Annotated in this window: 14 protein-coding genes; 5 read left to right on the top strand and 9 right to left on the bottom strand. The window is 46.6% G+C overall.

Annotation, left to right across the window (positions count from 1 at the left end):
* Positions 1-50 precede the first annotated feature (50 nt).
* From C5S62_RS03625 to C5S62_RS03610, 3 genes are all read left to right on the top strand, one after another.
* Positions 51-599 carry an RNA polymerase sigma factor gene (locus tag C5S62_RS03625; protein WP_104404096.1) on the top strand — a complete coding sequence of 183 codons (549 nt, stop codon included), beginning with the start codon at positions 51-53 and terminating at the stop codon, positions 597-599.
* A complete protein-coding gene (locus C5S62_RS03620; RefSeq protein ID WP_104404095.1) occupies positions 596-1,915 on the top strand; it encodes a porin family protein in 1,320 nt (439 codons plus the stop codon). The genes C5S62_RS03625 and C5S62_RS03620 overlap by 4 nt, the downstream gene beginning before the upstream one ends.
* Positions 1,916-2,408: 493 nt before the next feature.
* A complete protein-coding gene (locus C5S62_RS03610) occupies positions 2,409-4,295 on the top strand; it encodes an alpha-L-fucosidase (RefSeq protein ID WP_104404093.1) in 1,887 nt (628 codons plus the stop codon).
* Between the two features lie 397 nt (positions 4,296-4,692).
* On the opposite strand, the gene mfd is transcribed toward C5S62_RS03610, so the two are convergent.
* The 5 genes from mfd to C5S62_RS03585 all read right to left on the bottom strand — a co-directional run bounded on the left by mfd (position 4,693) and on the right by C5S62_RS03585 (position 13,573).
* Entirely contained in the window at positions 4,693-8,145 is a 3,453-nt protein-coding gene (mfd, locus tag C5S62_RS03605) for a transcription-repair coupling factor (protein ID WP_104404092.1), read from the bottom strand.
* A gap of 123 nt (positions 8,146-8,268) precedes the next feature.
* Positions 8,269-10,521 (bottom strand): peptidylprolyl isomerase, encoded by a 2,253-nt coding sequence (locus C5S62_RS03600; RefSeq protein WP_104404091.1) that lies wholly within the window; start codon positions 10,519-10,521, stop codon positions 8,269-8,271.
* A 199-nt stretch (positions 10,522-10,720) separates the two neighbouring features.
* Positions 10,721-11,422, bottom strand: coding sequence for an LPS export ABC transporter periplasmic protein LptC (gene lptC / locus C5S62_RS03595; protein WP_104404090.1), 702 nt, complete (start codon positions 11,420-11,422; stop codon positions 10,721-10,723).
* The gene (locus C5S62_RS03590) at positions 11,407-12,765 is read right to left on the bottom strand and encodes a hypothetical protein (RefSeq protein ID WP_223301124.1); all 1,359 of its coding nucleotides are present in this window, start codon (positions 12,763-12,765) and stop codon (positions 11,407-11,409) included. Before C5S62_RS03590 ends, lptC begins: the two co-directional genes overlap by 16 nt.
* Before the next feature lie 85 nt (positions 12,766-12,850).
* The gene (locus C5S62_RS03585; RefSeq protein ID WP_104404089.1) at positions 12,851-13,573 is read right to left on the bottom strand and encodes a type III pantothenate kinase; all 723 of its coding nucleotides are present in this window, start codon (positions 13,571-13,573) and stop codon (positions 12,851-12,853) included.
* A gap of 701 nt (positions 13,574-14,274) precedes the next feature.
* On the opposite strand from C5S62_RS03585, the gene trpB reads away from it, so the two are divergent.
* Complete coding sequence (trpB, locus tag C5S62_RS03580; protein ID WP_104404088.1) at positions 14,275-15,459, top strand: tryptophan synthase subunit beta; 1,185 nt, start codon at positions 14,275-14,277, stop codon at positions 15,457-15,459.
* Between the two features lie 21 nt (positions 15,460-15,480).
* On the opposite strand, the gene C5S62_RS03575 is transcribed toward trpB, so the two are convergent.
* From C5S62_RS03575 to mtaB, 4 genes are all read right to left on the bottom strand, one after another.
* Positions 15,481-17,703 (bottom strand): patatin-like phospholipase family protein, encoded by a 2,223-nt coding sequence (locus tag C5S62_RS03575; protein WP_104404087.1) that lies wholly within the window; start codon positions 17,701-17,703, stop codon positions 15,481-15,483.
* Between the two features lie 438 nt (positions 17,704-18,141).
* The gene (locus C5S62_RS03570) at positions 18,142-18,846 is read right to left on the bottom strand and encodes an SAM-dependent methyltransferase (RefSeq protein ID WP_104404086.1); all 705 of its coding nucleotides are present in this window, start codon (positions 18,844-18,846) and stop codon (positions 18,142-18,144) included.
* 5 nt (positions 18,847-18,851) lie between these two features.
* Positions 18,852-19,871, bottom strand: a complete 1,020-nt coding sequence (locus tag C5S62_RS03565) for a glycosyltransferase family 2 protein (RefSeq protein WP_104404085.1) — start codon at positions 19,869-19,871, stop codon at positions 18,852-18,854.
* 8 nt (positions 19,872-19,879) lie between these two features.
* Entirely contained in the window at positions 19,880-21,235 is a 1,356-nt protein-coding gene (gene mtaB / locus C5S62_RS03560) for a tRNA (N(6)-L-threonylcarbamoyladenosine(37)-C(2))-methylthiotransferase MtaB (RefSeq protein WP_104404084.1), read from the bottom strand.
* Between the two features lie 362 nt (positions 21,236-21,597).
* On the opposite strand from mtaB, the gene C5S62_RS03550 reads away from it, so the two are divergent.
* Positions 21,598-21,795, top strand: a complete 198-nt coding sequence (locus C5S62_RS03550; RefSeq protein ID WP_104404083.1) for an entericidin — start codon at positions 21,598-21,600, stop codon at positions 21,793-21,795.
* Positions 21,796-22,239 lie beyond the last annotated feature (444 nt).

Below are 22,239 nucleotides of genomic sequence, written 5' to 3'. Positions count from 1 at the left end.
GCCTTCTTACTCTTGTAATTTTTATGAGAATGAGAAGGCATTATTTAAATATGATGACGGAACCAGACATAGCAGAAGGCTGTAAACGGCATGATCCGGAGGCGCGTAAGGCCCTTTATGAATGTTTTGCAGGTTGTATGATGTCGCTTTGCCTACGTTATACCGGCAACAGAGAAGAGGCTGAAGATCTCTTGCACGACGGTTTCCTCAAAGCTTTTAATGCGATAGACATGTTTACCTATCGCGGCGAAGGTTCGCTTGGCGCCTGGCTGAGGCGAATATTTACCAATCAGGCCATCAGTTTTTTGAATGCGCGCAAACATTTGGTAGAATTGACAGAGTCTATGACTGAGAATATTTCAGATGAAGATGAGACGGAACCACCTGCTTTGCCGGCATCCATCGTAACAGAACTTATCGGTACTCTGCCTCCGGGTTACCGTGCGGTGCTTAATCTTTATCTGATAGAAGGATGGAGTCATCGCGACATTGCCCGTTGTCTGAACATACGTGAGAGTACATCTGCTTCGCAGTATCTGAGAGCCCGGGCTGCGCTCAAGAAAAAAATAATCAATTATATTAATACCCACGACTCATGAACGATTTAAATCACTGGGAACAGCAACTTCATAATTGTCTGGCCGAACATGAGGCACCGTTACCCGCTGATGGCTGGGCACGGTTGGAAAAGTCATTATCGGTAACTTCGTGTGGTACGAAATCGGCCCGCAAGCGTCGTTATGCTATATGGGGGTGGGGAGGTGTTTCCACTGTGGCTGCCTGTGCTTTGGCCGTGCTTGTATTTCCTTTTCAAGGATTTTTTAGTAAATCACAATTGCTTGAAGAGAAGACCGGAGTTTTGGCTGATGCCATGGGAGAGGATATTAGAGGTGAGGAACCGATGTTGGCCGCCGCATCTGAATCATCCGCTGTTACGAACGGTCAATTCAGAGTAATTCCGAGTGGCGCTCCCCGTGTCGTTGCAGCTGCTGTGCGGGAACGTTCCCCACGATCTTTAGGAGCCAGGAAAAAAGAGGCTGAAGAACTGGAGAATGTGCGTGAGTCTCAGAAAAGTGAGGATGTGGCAGATGTATTCTTACAGTCGGATGTGAAGAATAGTGCGGGAGTATCTCTTGCTTCTCCCAAAAGGGTAGAAAGCAAACGTACTTTTTTTGAAAAAGAGGCAATTCGTAAGGACGGTCGTGAAATGACATTGGCTTTGGCCGTAGAAGGGGGAGCATCGCCTTCGGTCAGTCAAAACGGTTATGTGTTCCAACCTGTTTCCGGACTGCAGAACAAACCTGACGGTATTCAGATGCGGCCTGACGAGGAGAAATACTCTTCTATTTTAATTCAGAACACATCGGATAAAGTAACAAGCCGGATCAGTCACAAACGTCCTTTGCGCTTTACGCTGATGGCCGGTTTTCCGTTAAGCAGGAGTTTGTCGCTTGAAAGCGGATTGGGATATACCTATTTGCAGAGTGAAATAACTTCAGGCAGCACTTCCAATTATTTTGTCACTACGCAGCGTCTCCACTACATAGGAGTTCCTCTTCAATTGCGCTATACCTTCTTGTCTGCCAGTCGTTTTAGTTTTTATGCCGCAGGTGGCGGACGGTTCGATGTGTGCTTGGGCGGAAATCAGAGTACAACTTATGTTCTTGCTAACAGAACCGATGATGCTTCCGATAGAAAATATCGTGTGGGGAAAGGTTTGTGGCAGGGATCGCTTAATTTGGCCGCGGGGGCGCATTATAGCTTTTTGCCGGATTTTGGTTTTTTTGTGGAGCCCGGGCTGACTTATTATTTTTCAGACAGCAGTAGTTTGCCGGCTTCCCGCCATGCCCATCCTTTTGGTTTTTCCTTGCAGGCCGGATTACGGTGGAATATTAAAAAAGGAACGAGGCAATGATATTTAGGTGTCTTTTCGTTCTGTTTTTTGTTTTATTGACAATATTAAACAGTTTGGGTAGATGTTCCAATTTTAACATTTCTTGCTTTTGCCTTGTTTTTATTGTATCTTTGCAGGAGAATAGAAGGCTGCCTATAGAGCAGCCTTTTTTCATGATTTTTCGATACTCCAAAAGCGATATTGCTCTGAAAATTCCAAGTATTGTAATAAAAATTCCAAGTATTGCTGTAGAAAATAGCCTTATTCCTTTTATTCAATAGCTTGTTTCCGGTGTGTCGTTTACGGTTTTCTTTGTTGAAGAATGTTAAAAATGTTAATATTTAATGGCTCTTCTTTTGTTTCTATTTAGCTTTTATTTACTAAAATATTCGGGGATGAGACCTTGTCCGTTATGTTTGTGGAGGGTTTCTCCATTGGAAAAAATCAGGTTGCAGCAGGAGGGAGGCTCTCGTTATTTTGCTAACTTTGCAGGAAATGGAAAATCTGAAATATTATGAGAAACAGTCTTGCCTTTTTACTTTTATCCGGCTCGTTGGCGTGCTTCACGGCTTGCCGGCCAACTGTTGAGGCTCCGGCTCCGGTTTTGCCTGTTCCTGAGGCTAAGCAAGTGGCCTGGCAGCAGATGGAAACTTATGCTTTTGTACATTTCGGCCTGAACACCTTTAATGACCGCGAATGGGGATATGGCGACAGTTCGCCGGCCACTTTCAACCCTGTTCGGTTAGACTGCGAGCAGTGGGTCAGAACCTTTGTTGCTGCCGGAATGAAAGGAGTTATTCTCACTGCCAAGCACCATGACGGCTTCTGCCTGTGGCCGACAAAGTTGACTGATTACTGCATCCGGAACACTCCTTATAAGGGCGGCGATGGCGATGTCGTGCGTGAACTTTCGGACGCGTGCAGAAAATACGGCATCAAATTTGCCGTTTACCTTTCGCCGTGGGACCGCCATCAGGCCAATTACGGTACGGAGGAATATGTCGCTTATTTTCATGAGCAGCTTCGTGAACTGATGACAAATTATGGTGACGTTTTTGAAGTTTGGTTTGACGGAGCCAACGGCGGTGACGGATGGTATGGCGGAGCCAGGGAGAGCCGCACTATCGACCGTCGGACTTACTATGACTATCCGCGCATTTACAGGATGCTTGACGAACTGCAGCCTCAGGCGGTTGTCTTTTCCGACGGCGGCCCCGGTTGCCGATGGGTGGGCAATGAAAACGGTTTTGCGGGAGCTACCAACTGGTCGTTTCTGCGCAGGGGAGAAGTTTATCCCGGTTATCCCCGATATCGTGAACTGCAATACGGACATGCTGACGGCAACCAGTGGGTTGCTGCGGAGTGTGACGTCTCGATTCGTCCGGGCTGGTTCTATCATTCCGAAGAAGATGACCGCGTGAAGACCGTGGAGCAACTGACGGACCTTTATTACCGTAGTGTAGGGCATAATGCTACATTGTTGCTCAATTTCCCAGTAGACCGTAACGGATTGGTGAATCCGGCGGATTCGGCCAATGCCGTTGGTTTCTATAAGAATGTGCAAAGGCAGTTGGCCGACAATCTGTTGGCTGGCTTGAACCCCGTTGTCTCAAACGAAAGAGGAAGACGTTATGGCGGAAAGGCCTTGACAGACGGTGATTATGAAACCTATTGGGCTACGCAGGACGGAGTGGCCGCCGCGACTGTTGAATTTGCTCTGCCTGCGGTGAAGAAGGTTAACCGCATGATGTTGCAGGAGTACATTCCGCTGGGGCAGCGTGTGAAAGCATTCACTGTAGAATATGGTAAGGACGGAGAATGGTACCCGGTGAAACTGAACGAAGAGACAACGACTGTAGGCTATAAGCGCTTGTTGCGTTTCGCTACGGTTGAGACTGACCGTCTGCGTGTGAAGTTTACTGATGCCCGCGGACCGTTGTGTATGAGCGCCATTGAAGCCTTTTATGCCGGTGAGACAGCTGATGTGGTCTTTACGGCGGATATGGAAAAATTGAAGGGATTCTCTTTCACACTGCCGGATGTCGCCCCGGAGGAAGCTGTAAAAATTAGTGACAGACAGGCTGCCACTACTTGCTTTGTTGCGGGAGATGAACTGGTAATAGATTTAGGAAGAGAGCGTACCATAGCTTCGTTTCATTATCTCCCCGACCAGAGCGAATATAATAAAGGGCTGATTTCCGCTTATGAAATTACAGTGGGAACGGAGTTGGGAAATATCAGTCGGGTGGTGAAGACGGGTGAATTCTCAAATATCAGGCACAACCCCATTCTGCAGTCTGTTTATTTCACACCTGTTTCCGCACGCTACGTGCGTTTGAAAGCTGTTAAAATGGTGAATCCGGAAGAGATAATGGGATTTGCGGAAATAGCTGTCCAATAGTTTTTCTTTACGTCATCTTACCTGTTATAAAAAAGCAGTTTCCTATAGTGAAAACTGTTGGTCTTCTTGGGGGAGGAGATGCGGAAAGACGGGATTTGCTATTAAAAATGAAAATGCAAAGCAGGGAATATTCAGGACGGATATTGTTTTTTTGAATTGAATGATAATGAAGAGAAGGTTGTCTGTAAAGGGCGACCTTCTTTTTATTAAAAAGGATGTGACAAAGGCTGGGGGAGAATGGACTGTTTTAAAGTGTGGAATTTCAGTAGCCTTGTTTGTTGTTTGCTGAACATGTAATTTGAAAAGGTATTTCTGCTGTCCGTTTCGGGTGCCCATTGCCGATGCTGGAGCGGCTTAATCAGCCGGACAATATGGGCGGCAGGGGGTGTTTGCCTGTTCAGTCTGTTGCTCCGGTAATTTGTTGCATGACATGGAGGGCTTCCTCTACGCTGTTGATGTTGCGTACAATCATGCGGCGTTTACCTTTGTACTCGCCCAGTTCGCAGCGGCGGAAGTTGGCGGTGGCATAGTTGATGATGCGGCCGAAGATGTCGCTCTTGTAGAAGATGCTGTCAGTGTTACTGACGAAATATAAGGTCATGCGGTGGCTCTTCAAGGTGAGGCGCTCAGTGCCGCAATGGCGTCCCATGCGACGGAGAGGGACGATGCGTAGTAGTTCTTCACCTTCGGGGGGCAGAGGACCGAAACGGTCTTGCATGCGTTGGCGGAAGGCGGCAAGTTGTGATTCGTCCGTGAGTCCGTCGAGTTCGCGATAGAGGAGCATGCGTTCGCTTGCCCCTGGCACGTAGTTTTCAGGAAAGTAGGCATGAAGGTCGCATTCCACGGCGCAGTCATCTACGAATACATCGCCAGAAAGCATGCTTGCCTGTTGCGACTCATCGGCATAGAGGTCGGCAAACTCATCGTTTTTAAGTTCTGCTACAGCTTCGGCCAGTATCTTCTGATAGGTCTCATACCCCAGGTCGGCAATGAAGCCGCTCTGTTCCGCTCCCAGCAAGTTGCCGGCACCGCGTATGTCGAGGTCTTGCATGGCTATGTGGATGCCAGAGCCAAGGTCGGAGAAATTCTCTATGGCTTCGAGGCGTCGGCGGGCATCGTCCTTGAGCAGACTGAGCGGAGGAGCCAGAAGGTAGCAGAAGGCTTTGCGGTTGCCGCGCCCCACACGGCCGCGCATCTGGTGGAGATCGGAAAGACCGAAGTGGTGGGCGGCATCTACAATGATGGTGTTGGCATTCGGAATGTCTATGCCGTTTTCTACAATGGTGGTGGAGATGAGCACATCGTAGTCGTGGTTGACGAAATCGAGGATTACTTTTTCAAGGTCGGCAGGTGGCATTTGCCCGTGTCCGGTGCATACGCGGGCATCGGGTACGTATTTGCTGACGAGATTGGCCAGATTGGGGAGAGACGAGACGCGGTTGGTTACAATGAATACTTGTCCGTTACGGCTCATTTCGAAGTTGACGGCTTCGGCTATTATTTCGTGGCTGAAGGTGTGTACTTCCGTTTGTATGGGGTGGCGGTTAGGCGGGGGAGTCTGGATGACGGAAAAGTCGCGGGCACCCATAAGTGAGAATTGTAATGTGCGGGGAATGGGGGTGGCCGACATAGTGAGTGTGTCGATGTTGACTTTTAGTTGACGCAGTTTCTCTTTTACGGCTACGCCGAATTTTTGTTCTTCATCGATGATAAGTAGTCCTAGGTCGTGCCATTTCACGGATTTGCCTATGAGCTTGTGTGTGCCGATGATGATGCTTATTTTCCCCTCGGCCAAGTCGGAGAGAACGGCACGTGTTTGGGCCGATGAGCGGGCACGGCTCAGATAGTCTACTCTTACGGGGAAGTCCCGTAGGCGTGAGGCAAAGGTTTTGTAGTGTTGCAGGGCCAGTACAGTGGTGGGTACGAGTACAGCCACCTGCTTGTTGTCGCAAGCCGCCTTTAGGGCTGCGCGCACAGCTATTTCGGTTTTACCGAAACCGACATCGCCGCATACGAGGCGATCCATTGGACGTGGGGATTCCATGTCTGTTTTGACCTCTTGCGTCACCTTGAGCTGATCGGGAGTGTCTTCATAGGCAAACCCAGCCTCTAGTTCATGTTGCATGAAACTGTCATGGCTGAATGCAAATCCTTTTTCTTCGCGGCGGCGTGAGTAGAGACGGATGAGGTCGCGGGCAATGTCTTTTATTCTCTTTTTGGTGCGTTCTTTCATCTTTTCCCATGCACCGGTACCAAGACGGCTCAGACGGGGAGGCTCGCCTTCTTTGCCTTTGTATTTCGATACTTTGTGGAGGGCGTGTATGGAAACGAACACAACGTCATCGTTTTGGTAGATAAGTTTTATCATTTCCTGCATGGTGCCATCGGAGGCGGCTACGCGTACCAGACCGGCAAAACGGCCTATGCCGTGGTCTATGTGTACTATGAAGTCACCCGGTTCGAATAGCATCAGTTCTTTGAGAGTCAATGCCATTTTTGTGTCTCGGGCATGGTCTGAGCGCAGACTGTATTTGTGGAAACGGTCAAATATCTGATGGTCGGTGAAGAGACATAAATGCAGGTCCTCATCGGTGAAACCTTCGTGGAGAGTGTGCTCTACGGGGATGAAGAGGGAGGCGGATGTGTCATCTGAAAGAATATCTTTCAGGCGTTCGTTCTGTTTGGGACTGTCGGCCAACACATAGAGATGATAGTTATTTATGCGCAGATTTGTGAAGGTGTTGCGTACCAGATCGAAATTCTTATGAAACGATGGTTGGAGGGATATGTGGAAATGAAGTGTGGCATGTGGCGTGGATGATGGATGTGCTCCTATTTCAAGGCGTTGTAAGGGGAGGAGGCCCTTTAGCAATGTTTCGCCGGTAATGAGTTGTGATTCCCGTGTGAGGCGCTCGAACTGTTCGGCTTCTTCCATTTCCGATTGTGCTTCGCGTTCAATAGATGCTTGTCTGCTGAAGCCTTCATTATAGATTTGGCTGACTTTTTCGTGAATAAAAGACAGGTCACGTATAATTAAAAATGTGTTGGAAGGCAAGCATTCTGTGAAACTAACCAAATTGGATGCAGATTGTTTCAGGCTTGGAACAATGCTGATATGCTGGCTACGGGCTTTGGAAAGTTGGGTTTGTACTTCAAAGGTACGGATGCTGTCTACTTCATCACCGAAAAAGTCAATGCGGAAAGGGTATTCAGATGAAAAGGAATAGATGTCAAGAATACTGCCGCGTATGGCATATTCGCCGGGTTCATAAACGTAGTCACGACGTCTGAAGCCGAGTTCGCGCAAGCGTAAGATGAGGTTTGTGAGGTCGTGATTTTCTCCTTCTTTTATGTCGATGGTGTCAGATTGGAAATCTATGATGGAAGTCACACGTTCTGAAAGTGCGGCAGGATAAGTCACGATGAACAGTGGTGAGGCATCGTCGCAGCCTTCCTGTAAAATTGTTTTTTCTTCTTTTCCTGTGTTTGTCCTTTGAATTTTTCCTAGGCGGTTCAGAACTTCTGTTCGGAGTATTTCGTTGGCGGCATCACGTTGGGCATATTTTACTGCCCGGCGATAAGTAGAGGGGTAGAATAGTACTTGCTTGCTGCCAAGTATCTGTTCCATATCATGATAGAAATATCCGGCTTCTTCTTCATCGTTGAGAATAATGAGGAAAGGGCGGGAGAATGCCCCTCGACAGGTTAATGCTGATAAGGCCAATGGTGCGGAAGAGGCGCGTAACCCTTCGGCAAAAATGGTGGATGGCATTCCCTCACGTATGATTTTAGCTAAAGCCGCAATTTGTGGGTGGGCGGTGTAGATCTGTAAAATGTCCTGAAGTTTCATAAGCAACGCAAAATTAGTGATTTTTTGTTTGACAGGATGAGCATTGGGGAATTTATAGCATTAAATAAAGGGGGGACTTCCACAATGGAAGTCCCCCCTTTATTTAATGCTATAAATGTATTGTCAGAATTTGTAGCGCTTATCCATAATCTTCATTTTGTTTTGTAAGGCTCTGAATAAAGTATTACCATCACGTCCAAACAATTGGCCGAAACTGTTTTGTGCATCTGCAGCCATGGCTTCTTTCTGTTTGAATGTGGCAGATCCAGTCGTTTTGTTCGTAATCTGAACCATATAAATAGAGGTTATACCTTTCACCGCGCCAGAGAACTTACCCTTGCCTATGCGTTGGATAACTCCAGCTAAAGCGGGTTCGCTTTGGGTTATTTGGGCCAGACTCATCGTAGGCATAGTCTGAACTTGTGCCCCTTTTACAGATTTTGCCGCAGTGAAATTTTTTACATTTTTCGTCTGAGACATGATTTTCTCGGCTTTCTTGTCTTGTTTTACAAGCATTTCAAGAGTTTGTCTTACATTGGCATTATCCCATTCGCGGTATTTGCCTTCGTTAATCGCATCTACACAGACAACAAGCAACTGGTCGTTATTTTTTCCACATTCATATACAGGAGAAACATTTCCGGCCTCAGCCTCATCGAAAGCCCATATGAAGGCTTGTTTGGCGCCTTCACCACCTATGTTGTAGCGGATGTCCATAGCATTTGTTGTGCTGAGATTAGGCTGCTCTATGATGGTATAACCGGCTTTGGGCGCATTCTTTTCAATGGCATCAATAGTCTTGTTCTTCGCTAAGAATTCAAAGAGCTGACGACGTTGGTTGTTGTAAGTCTCAGTGGAGAACTTCATTGGAGTGCGCATAATGGCAACGTTATATTTGTCAGATGAAGCTTTGGTGCTGATGACGCTAGCAACAACATAAAATGTTTTGCCGTCAGGGCCAGTTTGAGTGTAATAAGTTGTAGTTCCGGCTGGAATTTGGCAAATATTGTCGTATTGATTGGCTGTGCTGTCTTTACCAGCTTTTGCATTAACATAATATTTGGTTTCTATCCATGTGGTGTCACCCTGAGCATTATATTTTTGAATGAGTGCAGGGTATTTTTTTGCAAGGGTATTGAGCGCATCACCGCCTTTAACAGCAGTGATAAGACTATCTGCCAATTGCTTGCTGTCTACGGCAAACTGACAAACCTGCATTGAGTCAGGAGTGCTTTTTTTTCCGACGAGTTTAAATGTATTGACATATTGTATGCCATTACGATCTCTAGGCTCTACGGTAGCCGGTGATACTGCCCCAATACTCATTGAGTCAAGTGCACTGGAAATGCTACTTAATTCATTGAACGCTTCTTTGGCAAGGAATACATTATTATAGCTGATATCGGTTTTGCTTGATTTCATAATGTTTTCAACAGCTTTGGCATCAGACACCTTTTTGAGGCTGTCTTCTATGCTCTTAACGCTGGCCATAATGGTCTCTTGGTCCTTAGTACTGGGAGTGACAACTACGTTGATAAATTTCATGTCGCGAGTCTCACTGTTTATGCGGAACAACGGCTTGATTTCTTCGTATTTGTTTTTCAAATCATTGTCCGTAAATTTGATATCTTTGTCTTCTATGCTACTGTAAGGTATAGAAGCCATTTCAAGGTCATAGCTTGTGTTGTTTTCCTCGAATGCCATTTGGGCGGATATCGGGTTGGAAGACATACCACACTCCAGCAAAGTGTAATATTTCTGAGAAAGCAGTTCTTGAGGAATACGCTTTTCGCAATAAAGGCAGGCGCGTTTGATTTTGGCGATAGCCTCAGCCATTTCTGGGTTTTGTTTCTGTGATTGTGCTATTTGTTGGTCTGCTGTTTTGATAAATTGCTTATAACCTTCAACAGTAGGTTGGCCAACCATAGACATGAGTATCATGATTTTTGCCGCATAGGGTAATTGGGCTACAGACATTTGTCCCTGCTGAATCATTTGCATATAGTATCCCAAAGCATTCATGTTGACGCTACTCAAGGCATTTTGTATTTCTTCCTTGGTTACGGACAAACCTAATGCATCAGCTTCTTTGCTGACCATTTCATTGGCGATGTAGGTACGCCACACCGTTTCGCGGATTTGGTCTTTTTGGTCGTCTGTAATAGAACCTTGAAGCATAGTTTGCAGGTTCTCTTCGTCCTGAACTTGCTGTTCAAAATCTTGATACGTTAATTCCTGACCGTTTACTTCCGCTTCAATGTTAGGATTAGAGCAAGAGTTAAGGTCAGTTAGCGTAACAATGAAAAGCAAAAGGGCACCGCCAATGACGGACATCAGGAGTGCCGGTTTGTTTCTAAGTGTTTGTAATGCTGCCATTTTAAGTTTTATTTTTTATTTGATTGTTATTCAGCGTATTGTGGTTGTGAATTTGCTAATTGTTGTTTTTGGTTATCGTTTTATGACATATACAATGCGCAAAGTTATAAAAAAACAGGGGATAGAGCCTATTTTCTTAAAAAACTTTTATTGTTAAAGGATTAAAACCAATTGCCGGATGTTATTCTGAATACTGGTCTTAATTGGATATATGTAGTTTGCGGCGCGGAGTTGTGTTGGAGTGTAACCGGGGGAGTGTGTCAGGGTTTTCGCTTTCGAAATCTGTGTTGCTGGAAGATTGTGGAACTGGCTGAGTGCTGTTTTCCGGCATAGGCATGTAGCCGCTTGATTGTTTGATATGGAATTTGGTGAAAGCTTCGTTTGATCTGAACCAATAGCCTTTAAGTTCTCGGTCAGGGGTAATGACATGAGTGAAAACGTTTGAATATATTTCATGTTTGCTCATGTCCCAAAAAAGTTCTTCGCTACGGATGGTTGTGCCGCGTTCGAAATCTCTGATAAAAACTCGTCCGCGCAACTCCCAAAGATTCTGACCATAGCAATAAGCTGTGTCGGCTGTAACGTAGAGGTTTACATTAAAATTGTTGTTAAACCGTTGCATCACCATACCTTTGGGAAATTCCTGTCGCTGGGGGTTGGTCTTGTCATAGACACGCCATTCTTCTGCAATGATTTTATAGCGCATGATACCTGAATCTGTCACAAGTTTCGATACACCGTGAGTTATCATTACCGGAATGGAGTCGCGGTTTTTTATGGCATGTCCCATGGGGGGGGCATCGCTGCCGCAACCCACCAAAGGGGATATCCCTAAAAGGAACAGGCATAGCGGTAGGCCGGCACCTCGTTTCCAGGCGTTTCGTATTATTCCACTTTCCATTTCATGAACCAGCGTTCGTTGAACGAAAGGCCGATGTTCAGGCGCAAGTAGTTTTCTGTAATCATACCGGCTGCTTTAGGTTTCACGCGTTCATATTGAGCTGAAATGTTCAATATGGAGCGGTTGTTGTGGATGTTGGCAATAGGGAGTCCTACACCTACGCTGACCAGGAAGTTCTTGGGGCCGTCTGTCCCGTTTACCAGTGTATAGGGGGTGGTGTAAGAAAAACCGGCACGGTAGCGAATGTGGTCGCGTCTGCGCAGGCCTTCTGCATTTGGAATGTATTCGCAGCCCATGGTTATTTTGTGCAGGTCGGTGAAGTTGCCGGTGCGGGCCTCATAGGATTGTCCGCCGATGTTTCCGGTGTTGATGAGTGTGGGTGATTTTACATCGCTCCATTTTTGGAATGTGTAATCCAGACCGATACGCAACTTTTGGGCGTACATCCATGTCAGGCCTGCGCCGAAAGTGTGTGGCAACTGGTAAGCATTGGTTGCTACGAGAGTGTCGCCGATTGCGGTGTTGTTTTCTATTTTTTGATCATAGTAGTGGCTGTCTGAATTGATGTCGTGCCCCAGTCCGTAAGTCAAGCCGATCACAAATGAGTTTTTCGTGTTTAGACGTCCTTCAAATTGAAGGCCAAAGTCGGCTTTGTAGGTGCGGACATCAGCGGTGTATTGTCGCCGGCGGGAGGCTATGGTGTTTTCGCTGAACGAAGCCAGTACGGTGTGGGTCATGTCGCCCCATAGATAGCCGATATTGGCGCCTACAGAAGCGAACTTCAGCGGTTTCCAGCCCAGTCCGGCGTATACTTCGTGCAGTCCGCCATCGCCGCTGTAGGTGTTGGTTTGGGTTATTTCTACATTATCTTTCAGCGTTTCGCTTTGGCTGATGTTATAGCCGATGGTACTGAAGGGCATGATGCCGATGGAAATACCCATATTGTTTGATGCCCGGAAACCCATCGACAGGTAGTCGTAGGACGAATTGTGTGCGTTTACTTTCTGACCGCGTTGTTCAAGGTTGGCATTTTGAAGAGAAAAGCCGGCATCGAAGATGAACGAGAGTGAATCGATGGAAGAGTATGACGCTGGGTTTTTGGTGTTGAGTTCGCTGCCGCCGCGCATACCGTATGCCAAGCCCGACATTCCTTTGTTGAAGCCTTGGGCCCGGTCGCTGAGTAGGCCGAAGCCGTAGCGTGAATAAGGAGAGTTACTGCCATTGGTCTGGGCTTTGACTGTGGTTGCCGCCACCGTGCCGGCCAGAGCTATCATGCTGGCCATAAACCATTGCTTGCTGTAGCTGCCGGCGGTAATATGTTTTTTGCTGTTCGGGATTGTCATCTGTTGTTCTTTTTAGGTTTTCCAAATATGGGTAGGGATATGCGCCCTTTTATATAAATAATGTGTAGATATTTCTGTTTCATTTTCAGGGTAGCATTTCAAGCAGATGGTTCAGTCCGCGTGCCACGAGATGACTGTCGGTAAGTATATTCTGCCGCACAGCGTTACTGAAAGCATACCTGTTGCCTCCTGTAAGGAAGATCCGTAAGGTGGGATAGCGTTTTTGCCAGTGTCGTATGCAACCTTGTAATTCATAGCCGATGCCACGTACCACACCTGCGCGTATGGCTGTTTCGGTGTCGTATCCCAAATCCGGTGTTTCACCGTCAGCTTCGGTGCGGGGCAGGCGTGCCGTGCGCGTATGGAGAGCCTCCAAACGCATCTCTACGCCAGGCGATATGTTGCCCCCCAGATAGTTGCCTGCCGCGTCTACGAGGTCGTAAGTGATGCATGTTCCGGCGTCAATGACCAGTAGGTCTGTTTCCGGCTGAAGCGTTATGGCTCCTACTACGGCTGCCAGACGGTCGGCACCGAGTGTGTGCGGTGTGCGGTAGTGCACTGTGACCGGTGCTGGAGTCTCGCCGGTCACATGCAGAACGGGACAGGACAGTTTTTGCAAAGCTGTTTCGAAAGCAGGTTGTCCGGATCCTACGGAGCAATAGGCTAGCTTGTCAGGGGAATATAGCGCCACCATATCCAGCAGGTGCTGTGGAGCCGCTTCCTCGAATTTTTCTTCACACACGAATTGTTCTCCGTTAAAGACGGCTATTTTAGTCCGTGTGTTGCCTATGTCTACTGTCAGGTTCATGTCGTAGTGCTTGTTTGCGGCTTTCTGTATAACAGTTTTTGTTTTTGTTGGGTTTAAGCCTGCAAATAAACTGCAAATTTAGTGTATGACGGGCGAAAGGCAAAATATTAAAACTTTTTTTTCAGATGAAATTTCTCTTTTGAGAGGATAATGGGGATATCTTGTGCTTTTGGGGCTGTTTTTATATTTCTGTTGTCGTGGATTTTGAGGACCATTTAAGTATTGGATGTATGAGAGGTAAAGGCGGTCAGTCCGTTTAAATACCCCTTGTTTAGATTTGCAAAGGATATAATGTTCTTCTGTCGAAAATAAAAGGTGCTGAAATGTTGGGCTATGGCCGGACATAAGGAGAAGATTTAGGACCGGAAAAAGAAAAATATCATTTCAAGGCTATAAAAAACACCAGAATGTTTGGTCAGGATAAAAATATCCTATACATTTGCAAGCAGAAACAATTAACGGTATCATATAATGAAATATCTTAACTGTAATATGTATTGGTGGCGTCACTTACTACTTTCAAAGTCGTAAGTCAGTCATCGTACCTATTCGAGAGCCATAGTAATTATTAAAAATATTTCGGCGGTCTGTCTTACTTGCGACAGACCGCCGGATTTTTTGTATGGCGGTGGTAACGCGGACGGAAACGCCGCCGTAATATGACGGAATAAACAAATAAAAACAATATAAATAAAAAGATTATGAGTAAGTATGAAGTTAATGAGGCTGGTTTCTTTGGAGCGTATGGCGGTGCCAGCATTCCTGAAGTTTTACAGCCTCGTGTGGAGGAATTGCGCAAATGTTACCGGGAAATTATTTCCAGTGAGAATTTCCGTAAAGAATACGACAGCCTTTTGCGTGATTACGTAGGGCGCCCCACTCCTCTTTACCTTTCAAAGGCATTGAGTAAAGTGCATGGCTGCAAAATTTATCTGAAGCGTGAGGACCTGAATTTTACTGGCGCACATAAGATAAACAATGCTATCGGACAGATATTGCTGGCGCGGCACATGGGCAAGCGGCGTGTAGTGGCTGAAACGGGTGCCGGACAACATGGAGTGGCGGCTGCAACGGTGTGTGCGCTCATGAACATGTCGTGTACGGTGTACATGGGAGCTGTTGATGTGGAACGCCAACGCCCTAATGTGGAAAAAATGCGTCTGCTCGGGGCAAATGTAGTGGCTGTGGCAAAAGGCGGCGGTACGCTGACAAATGCCTGTGATGAAGCTCTGAACGACTGGTGTCAGCATCCTGAAGAGACTTATTACCTCATCGGTTCAGCTGTAGGGCCGCACCCTTATCCCGACCTCGTGGCGCGGATGCAAAGCGTCATTAGCGAGGAAATCCGACGTCAGTTGCTCGAAAAGGAAGGGCGTGAAACTCCCGATTATCTGGTGGCTTGTATAGGCGGCGGTTCGAATGCGGCCGGAACGATATTCCATTATCTTGATAATGAAGAGGTGAAAATAATATTGGCTGAGGCCGGCGGAAAAGGCGTTGATACGGGGATGACTGCCGCAACGTTGACCATAGGCACCGACGGGGTACTGCATGGAGCGCGTTCTCTTGTCATACAGGATGAACGTGGCGAGGCCGTAGAACCTTATTCCATCTCAGCCGGTTTGGATTATCCTGGAATAGGTCCGCTCCACGCACATCTTGTCCGCTCCGGCCGGGCACAGGCTCTGCCCATAACCGATGACGAAGCTCTTGACGCTGCTTATGAACTCAATCGCTTGGACGGCATCTTGCCCGCCTTAGAGTCTGCACATGCTTTGGGAGCGCTGCACCGGTTGAAGTTCCGGCCGGATGATGTCGTAGTGATGACGCTTTCCGGACGTGGGGACAAGGATATAGCCACCTACATGGAGCATGCCCGCCAATGATAGTCGGAGCGGAAGGAAGAATTAGAAATAATATCCGACTCCCAGGTGGAAGAGTAGTTTTTTCGTGTTGTCGGAATAGCTGAATGTGGCTTCTATTGGGCCGAACTTGCTGTTGTAGCCGTATTTAAGTCCTATGCCGTAGAAGTGTCTGGCTCGGTGGATATCTTCCAGTTTGGACGTTTCGGCTGCCAAGTTGAATAAGGCGGTGGCAAAGTGGCGGCCTGCTATATTATAGCGCAGATTGGCTGCGGCTGTCAGAAATACGTCTTGTGCGAATTCCGGGTTTGACACTCCGGTAAAGGCTATCTGCTGTGTCAGATAGCGGCCCGACAGATTTCCGCCGTAAGCCGTCCGGAAGGGTAGGGGGATGTCCTGTCCCCACACCATGCGGCCGGCCAGGCGGGGCAATAAGGCCCATCGTTTGTGCAGTGTGACGATTCCCTCCCATGAGGCACTGAGTGTGGTGAAACCATGTGGGCGACACAGATATGACAGGTCATCGGTGGTGTAAGCCAGGTCTGCCTGAAAGTTTGAACCTCGTGTGGGGTAATATCCAGCATCCTGTGAATTATATTTCAGACGGATGTATGCTGAAAAGTAAAAGCATGATTTGAGAGTCGCCAGTTCGGCGTCTCCTGATGTGGGTTTGTCGAAATCAAAATAATCTGTGCGTACCCCCAATTCTCCTCCGAGGTTTCGGATGCGCAGGTTCGAACACGCTATTTCCGCTGCGTGCTGCCGGTAGCAGAGGTTGTAGGCCCGCTGACCTTGGCGGTTCACATTGAAGTCGTGGTTGCTGAATTCATAGGCCACTCCGAATTGACGGTAGAAGGCCGGTTCCACCGAATAGTTGAGCCGTACGTAGTACTGTTCGCCTAGTTTTCCCGCAAACCCTATTTGTGAGGGTGTTTTGGTGTTGAAGGTAAAGTCTGCTCCCAGCAGCACGGCGGCCATCTCTTCTGTGTCAAACCGTGCGCCGATGCCTACTTTGCTGACACTTTTTTCGGAAGTCTGGAAGTGAAGGTCATAGTCATTTCCAATTTCTGTGAGCGAATAGCCGGCATCGGCGTAAAGGAATTTGTCGCGCAAGAGTCTCAGAGCCTCTTCTATCTGTGTGAATGACAGGGAGTCGTCCTCTCCCAGATGGCAGGCACGCGCCACGGCTACAGCTTCGTGGCGTGGCATGCCGTCGAAAAACACGCGGCGTATGGAAAGAGCGGGACTGCTTCCCGCCAAAATCAGACGTTGTTGCCCGTTAAAAGCCGGTACCAGGCTGTCGGTGCCCATGGTGAGGTGGCGCAAACTGTCGAGGGATGCGCGGTATTGGCAGGCCGTTTCATAACCGCGTTTCAGAATGGTATCGATGGAGGCTGTGCTGAAGTCCATGGTCGAAAAGTCGGTTACGGGCATTCTCATGGCCAAGTCGGCCAGCCGGATATTTTCCTCGTATTTGTTACGGCAGGAAATACTGATGACCTGTTCCAGTATGTTGGGGACAGATGAAAATTGTGTGGTGTCATTAAAGGCTTTCTGCACCATGGACCCTATAACTATGTCTGCTCCTAAAGCCCGCGCCACGTCTACGGGAAAGTTGTTGACCAGTCCGCCGTCTACAAGTGTCATCCCGCCATATTTTACCGGTGTGAATACCCCCGGAATAGACATGCTGGCGCGGATGGACATAGCCGGCACACCACTGCGGAAAACGATTTCCTGTCCGTTGGAGAGATTGGTAGCCACACAGGCAAAGGGTATCGGCAAGCGGTCGTAGGAAATGGAATCATGATAGCCAACCGTGAGGCGTGTCAGGAGATTTTTCAGATTCTGTCCGCGCAGGAAACCGCCGATATCTGATTTTCCTGAACGGGAGAAAGGCACTGACAGCAAATAGCGGCCGGATTTTTCGCGTTCACCGATGGACAGGTTGCTGCGTTCGGCCTTGTCGCTGAGAATGAACCTCCAGTCTTGAGAGCGGAAAAGCGAATCGAGCTGTTCGGGTGAGTAGCCCATGGCATACAGTCCCCCGACGATGGCTCCCATACTGGTGCCCACAACGAGGTCGACCGGCAAACCGGCTTCTTCGACAGCTTTGAGGAGACCTACGTGTGCGGCTCCTTTCACACCGCCACCGCTGAGCACTAGGGCCACTTTCGGACGTTGCGGCTGACTGTCTTTGTCCTGTTGTCCGGCAGCGGCAGATAACAGACTGAAATTTAAAAGTAAGATTAAGAAAAAACGCCACATATCAACACTGTTTTCAGTGAGGCTGCTAACCTCTGGGTTGCAAAGATACTAACAGCGTTCGGCTTACTCCTTCTTTTTCTGTAGAAAATGTAAGCCGACAGTTGGGAGAGAGCATGAAAAACGGTCTGAGAAATTAACATTTTTAACTTTCTGTTACTTTTTGAACTTACAAAAAATAGGTTGTAAGTACTGTCGTTGTTAAAGTCCGTATCGAAATTTTAACACGAATACTTGGAATTTGAATTGCAATACGGGGAATTTTCAAGAAAAATATGGCCGAAATCCATTAAAATACACCTCAAAGACACTGAAAAAGCGGGACTTCCAAATAGAAAGTCCCGCTTGGCTATTACAAAGATAGCAAAAAATGTATCGAAAAGCAAATTATGTTAAAAGTGAGATATGCCATTTTAATGGCATGCAGGGTAATTTTTCTGCCTATTTATAAATCAGGAATATGGCCGGAATTTTCCCTAAATCGGGCAATCCCCCTTGCTTCCATTCCTTAATGGTCATAGTGCGTACGAATTCCTTCTCCGTAGTAAGTCCTGCCGCTACACACAAGCGGGTTTTCGCAGCACATGTCGAACATATATCGGCAAACAGCTTGGCGTTACGATAAGGCGTCTCAATGAACAATTGGGTCTGATCTTCACTCATTGCCCTGGTTTCCAATAGTTTCAATCTCTTAATGCGTGCTGCGGCATCAATGGGCAAATAGCCATGAAAGGCAAAACTCTGTCCGTTGAATCCCGATGCCATAACTGAAAGCAAGATAGAAGAAGGCCCTACGAGCGGCACCACCTTAAGTCCTTCACGTTGGGCTATGGACACAACATCGGCACCAGGATCAGCCACAGCAGGACAACCGGCCTCACTAATCACCCCGATGTCTTCGCCATGACGAAGCGGTTCAAGATAACGCGAGAAAAGCGCCGCATCCGCATGCTTCCCCATGGGATAAAACGCTAAGACATCTATATCTATAGAGCGTTCCACCTGTTTAAGAAAACGACGTGCCGTGCGCACTTCCTCCACGATAAAATGTCGGATACCCAATATCACTTCCTTATTATAAGGTGGCAAGACCTTATCAACAGGCGTATCACCTAAAGTTACAGGAATCAAATAAAGTGCGGCCATATAAATTACAATTGACTAAAACGTTTTTTTCCTTTTAAATAATAAGCCACCAAGAGGGAATAAGAAACCAGTTCAGGTACCTCCGTCACCTTCGCCTGTTGCATGTTCTGTTCCCGGTCTGCAATAAATTGAGGGCGCAGTTCTTTAAAAGCCTTACGTGCACGGCGAATGGCTGCGGCATTACCGATGTCACCTTTCATAAGAAACTGAATAGCAGCCAAATAGTCAAGCCAAAAACGCAGTCGCAAAGTAAATCGCAAACGCTTTTCAGGTAAATTCTTGTAAAGCATCAACAGATTGTTACGAAAATTCAGAAAAGTCTTCCGAGGATTACCTTGCTCAAGCGAAGCACCACCAACATGCCAGACCCTGCTTTGAGGAACACAAACGATATCGCGTCCACGTGACCGTAACCGCCAACAAAAATCTATTTCCTCCTGATGAGCAAAAAAACGGCGGTCAAAACCACCAGTTGCATGCCAGTCCGAACTACGTACCATCAAAGCGGCCCCAGTAGCCCAAAAAACCGAAGTAACATTATCATACTGTCCTTTGTCTTTTTCCACATCACCAAAAATGCGACCACGACAAAAGGGATAACCATAGCGGTCCATGAAACCACCTGCAGCACCGGCGTATTCAAAGCTGTCGCGCTCAACAAAACTCAGCAATTTGGGCTGGCAAGCAGCTGTTTCCGAATGCTCATCCATATATTGCATCAAAGGCTTCAACCAGCCTTTTTCCACTTCTACGTCAGAATTAAGCAATAAATAATATTCTGCATCTACTTGTTCCAACGCCCGGTTATATCCCTCTGCAAATCCATAATTTTCAGAGAGTCTAATAAGTCTCACTTCCGGAAAATTTCTTTCAAGCATTGCACACGACTGATCTGTCGATCCATTATCTGCAACAATAATCTCAGCATCCTCATCACTCCCAGCGATGACAGACGGCAAAAACTGCTTCATCATGTCCTCGCCATTCCAATTGAGAATAACTACAGCGATTTTTTTCCTCTTCATATTCTAATTCATTTGTTCTTATCCTCTACAGGTGTTCCTAAAAGGCTCTCACCGCTCGCTGTAAAATCTCCTAACTGAACATATTGCAGGCTATTATCTTCCGCCAAACATCCGGCATTCAATTCCACCCGAATATAATTATCAGTAAAGCCATGAAGCATGCCTCCCTTCTTAGAATGTTCCCAAAGAACAGGTCTCACCGTGCCGATGTGTTGACGATAAAAAGCCTTACGTTTTTCTTCGGAAAGCGCAATAAGACGCTGGCTGCGGATATGCTTATCCTGTGGCGACACAACATGAGGAATCTCCAAAGCTTTTGTTCCGGGACGTTCTGAATAACTGAAAACGTGTAACTGCGCTATATCCAATCCCTCAATAAAACGGAAAGCATCCTCAAAAAAAACAGCAGTTTCACCACGCGTACCTACAATGACATCCACACCGATAAAAGCATCAGGCATCGCCTGTCTTATCTTGGTTATTTTTTCGGCAAACAAAGTGGTGTCATACCGGCGGTGCATAAGACGCAGCACATCATCGGAACCACTCTGAAGAGGAATATGAAAATGAGGCATAAAAGCCCTCGAAGAAGCACAATACGCAATGATTTCATCTGTCAGCAAGTTGGGCTCTATGCTCGATATGCGATAACGCTCTATTCCTTCAACGCCATCAAGCGCTTTCACCAAATCGAAGAAAGTCTCTCCGGTGGAACGGCCGAAATCGCCGATATTCACACCGGTAATCACTATTTCCTTCCCTCCGGCGCGTGCCACAGCCTCAGCTTGCTCCACAAGTAATCCTATACTGCCATTGCGCGAACGGCCACGGGCTATAGGGATGGTACAATAAGTACAATAATAATTACAACCATCCTGTACCTTCAAAAAATACCGCGTGCGATCGCCACAGGAGCACGAAGGAACAAAAGTCGTAATTTCATGCGTAGGGACAGCGATAGCCTCGTGACAGGCATCTTCCGATAAAGTCTTCTTCTGGGCCATACGTTCACGGATATAACGCACAACCTCGCCCTTTTGTTCCATACCTAGAACAAGATCCACACCTTCAAAAGCGGCAATTTCTTCAGGTTTCAGCTGTGCATAACAACCCATCACCACTACAAAGGCTCCCGGATGTTCCCGTGTCAGACGATGAATGGCCTGCCGACATTTATGATCGGCCACATCTGTTACAGAGCAAGTATTCACAACGCAAATATCGGCCCGCTCCCCTTTCTCTGCCGGTCGCACGCCCTGTCGCATCAATGTATCACGCAGCGATGAAGTTTCAGCAAAGTTTAATTTGCACCCCAACGTGACATAAGCCGCACACATATTATATATAGGATTATCATTATTCATACAAACACAAACATAGTGGAAATTAAAACTCCAGCAATAAAAACATTCACAAGCCCTACTATCTGAATTAACTTTATCTCCAAATGGTCTTTCATAACTTATATAAGTATTTGAAAATCAAAAAAACTCAAACAGATGGCCTTTAGTGCAGACAAAGTTACGACTTTTTGAGGATTTTCAGAAAAAGACAAAAACTTTTTTAGAATTGTCTCCATCTCAACGTAACAGCAAAAAACTATGTTAAAAATTAACTCTTCACATAAAAAAAAGCGAACAAATACTTGGTGATATGTAAAAAGTCCGTACCTTTGCACCGTTTTAATAAAGCAATTGATTGTTTAACTAAAAACTTTACAACAAAAATGAAAAAGTTAGTTTTCATGTTCGTAGCTATGGCTGCTATTTCTTTCGCTTCTTGCGGTGGTAACAACGCTAACGGTGCTGCTAATGACAGCGATTCTGTTGCTGATAGCATGAGCGTTGAGGCTCCTGCTACTGACTCTGTAAACGCTGACAGCGTAGTTGCTGATTCTGTAGTTGCTGACTCTGCAAACGCATGAACAGATGAGGGATTTGTCCCTCCAGCTTGAGTCCGCCTAGTGCGAACAAGAGAGAATTGAAACCTGTGAACGATTGTTTACAGGTTTTCTTTTTATTATCCATATCCTGCTATCTGCATTCCTTTTTCTGATATTCCGCTCCAAAATTCATCAGCTCCAAAATGAACGGACATATCATCATTAATCCGCTTTATGAAATTACTCATTAAAAAATACATCTGTTAGAAAAGAAAACAATATATTTGCAAAAAGAAATGAAAAATATCTCAAACCTACATCCATAGCAAAAAGAAAAGAGAGTAAGCATTAAAATGAAAACCAAGAATTAACCAATTACATAATTCATAAAAATTCATCTATGAGAAAGACTAATTTTTTATGGCTATTACTGGGTCAAGCCGAAATTCCGGTGAATTTGTTAAAATTCGAGAGCTGAAATGTTAA

The sequence above is a fragment of the Prevotella sp. MGM2 genome, from assembly GCF_002933955.1.
In the GTDB taxonomy this organism is placed as follows: domain Bacteria; phylum Bacteroidota; class Bacteroidia; order Bacteroidales; family Bacteroidaceae; genus Alloprevotella.
The sequence above is the reverse complement of the archived record's forward strand: the minus strand, read 5'-3'. Positions and strand labels throughout refer to the sequence as shown.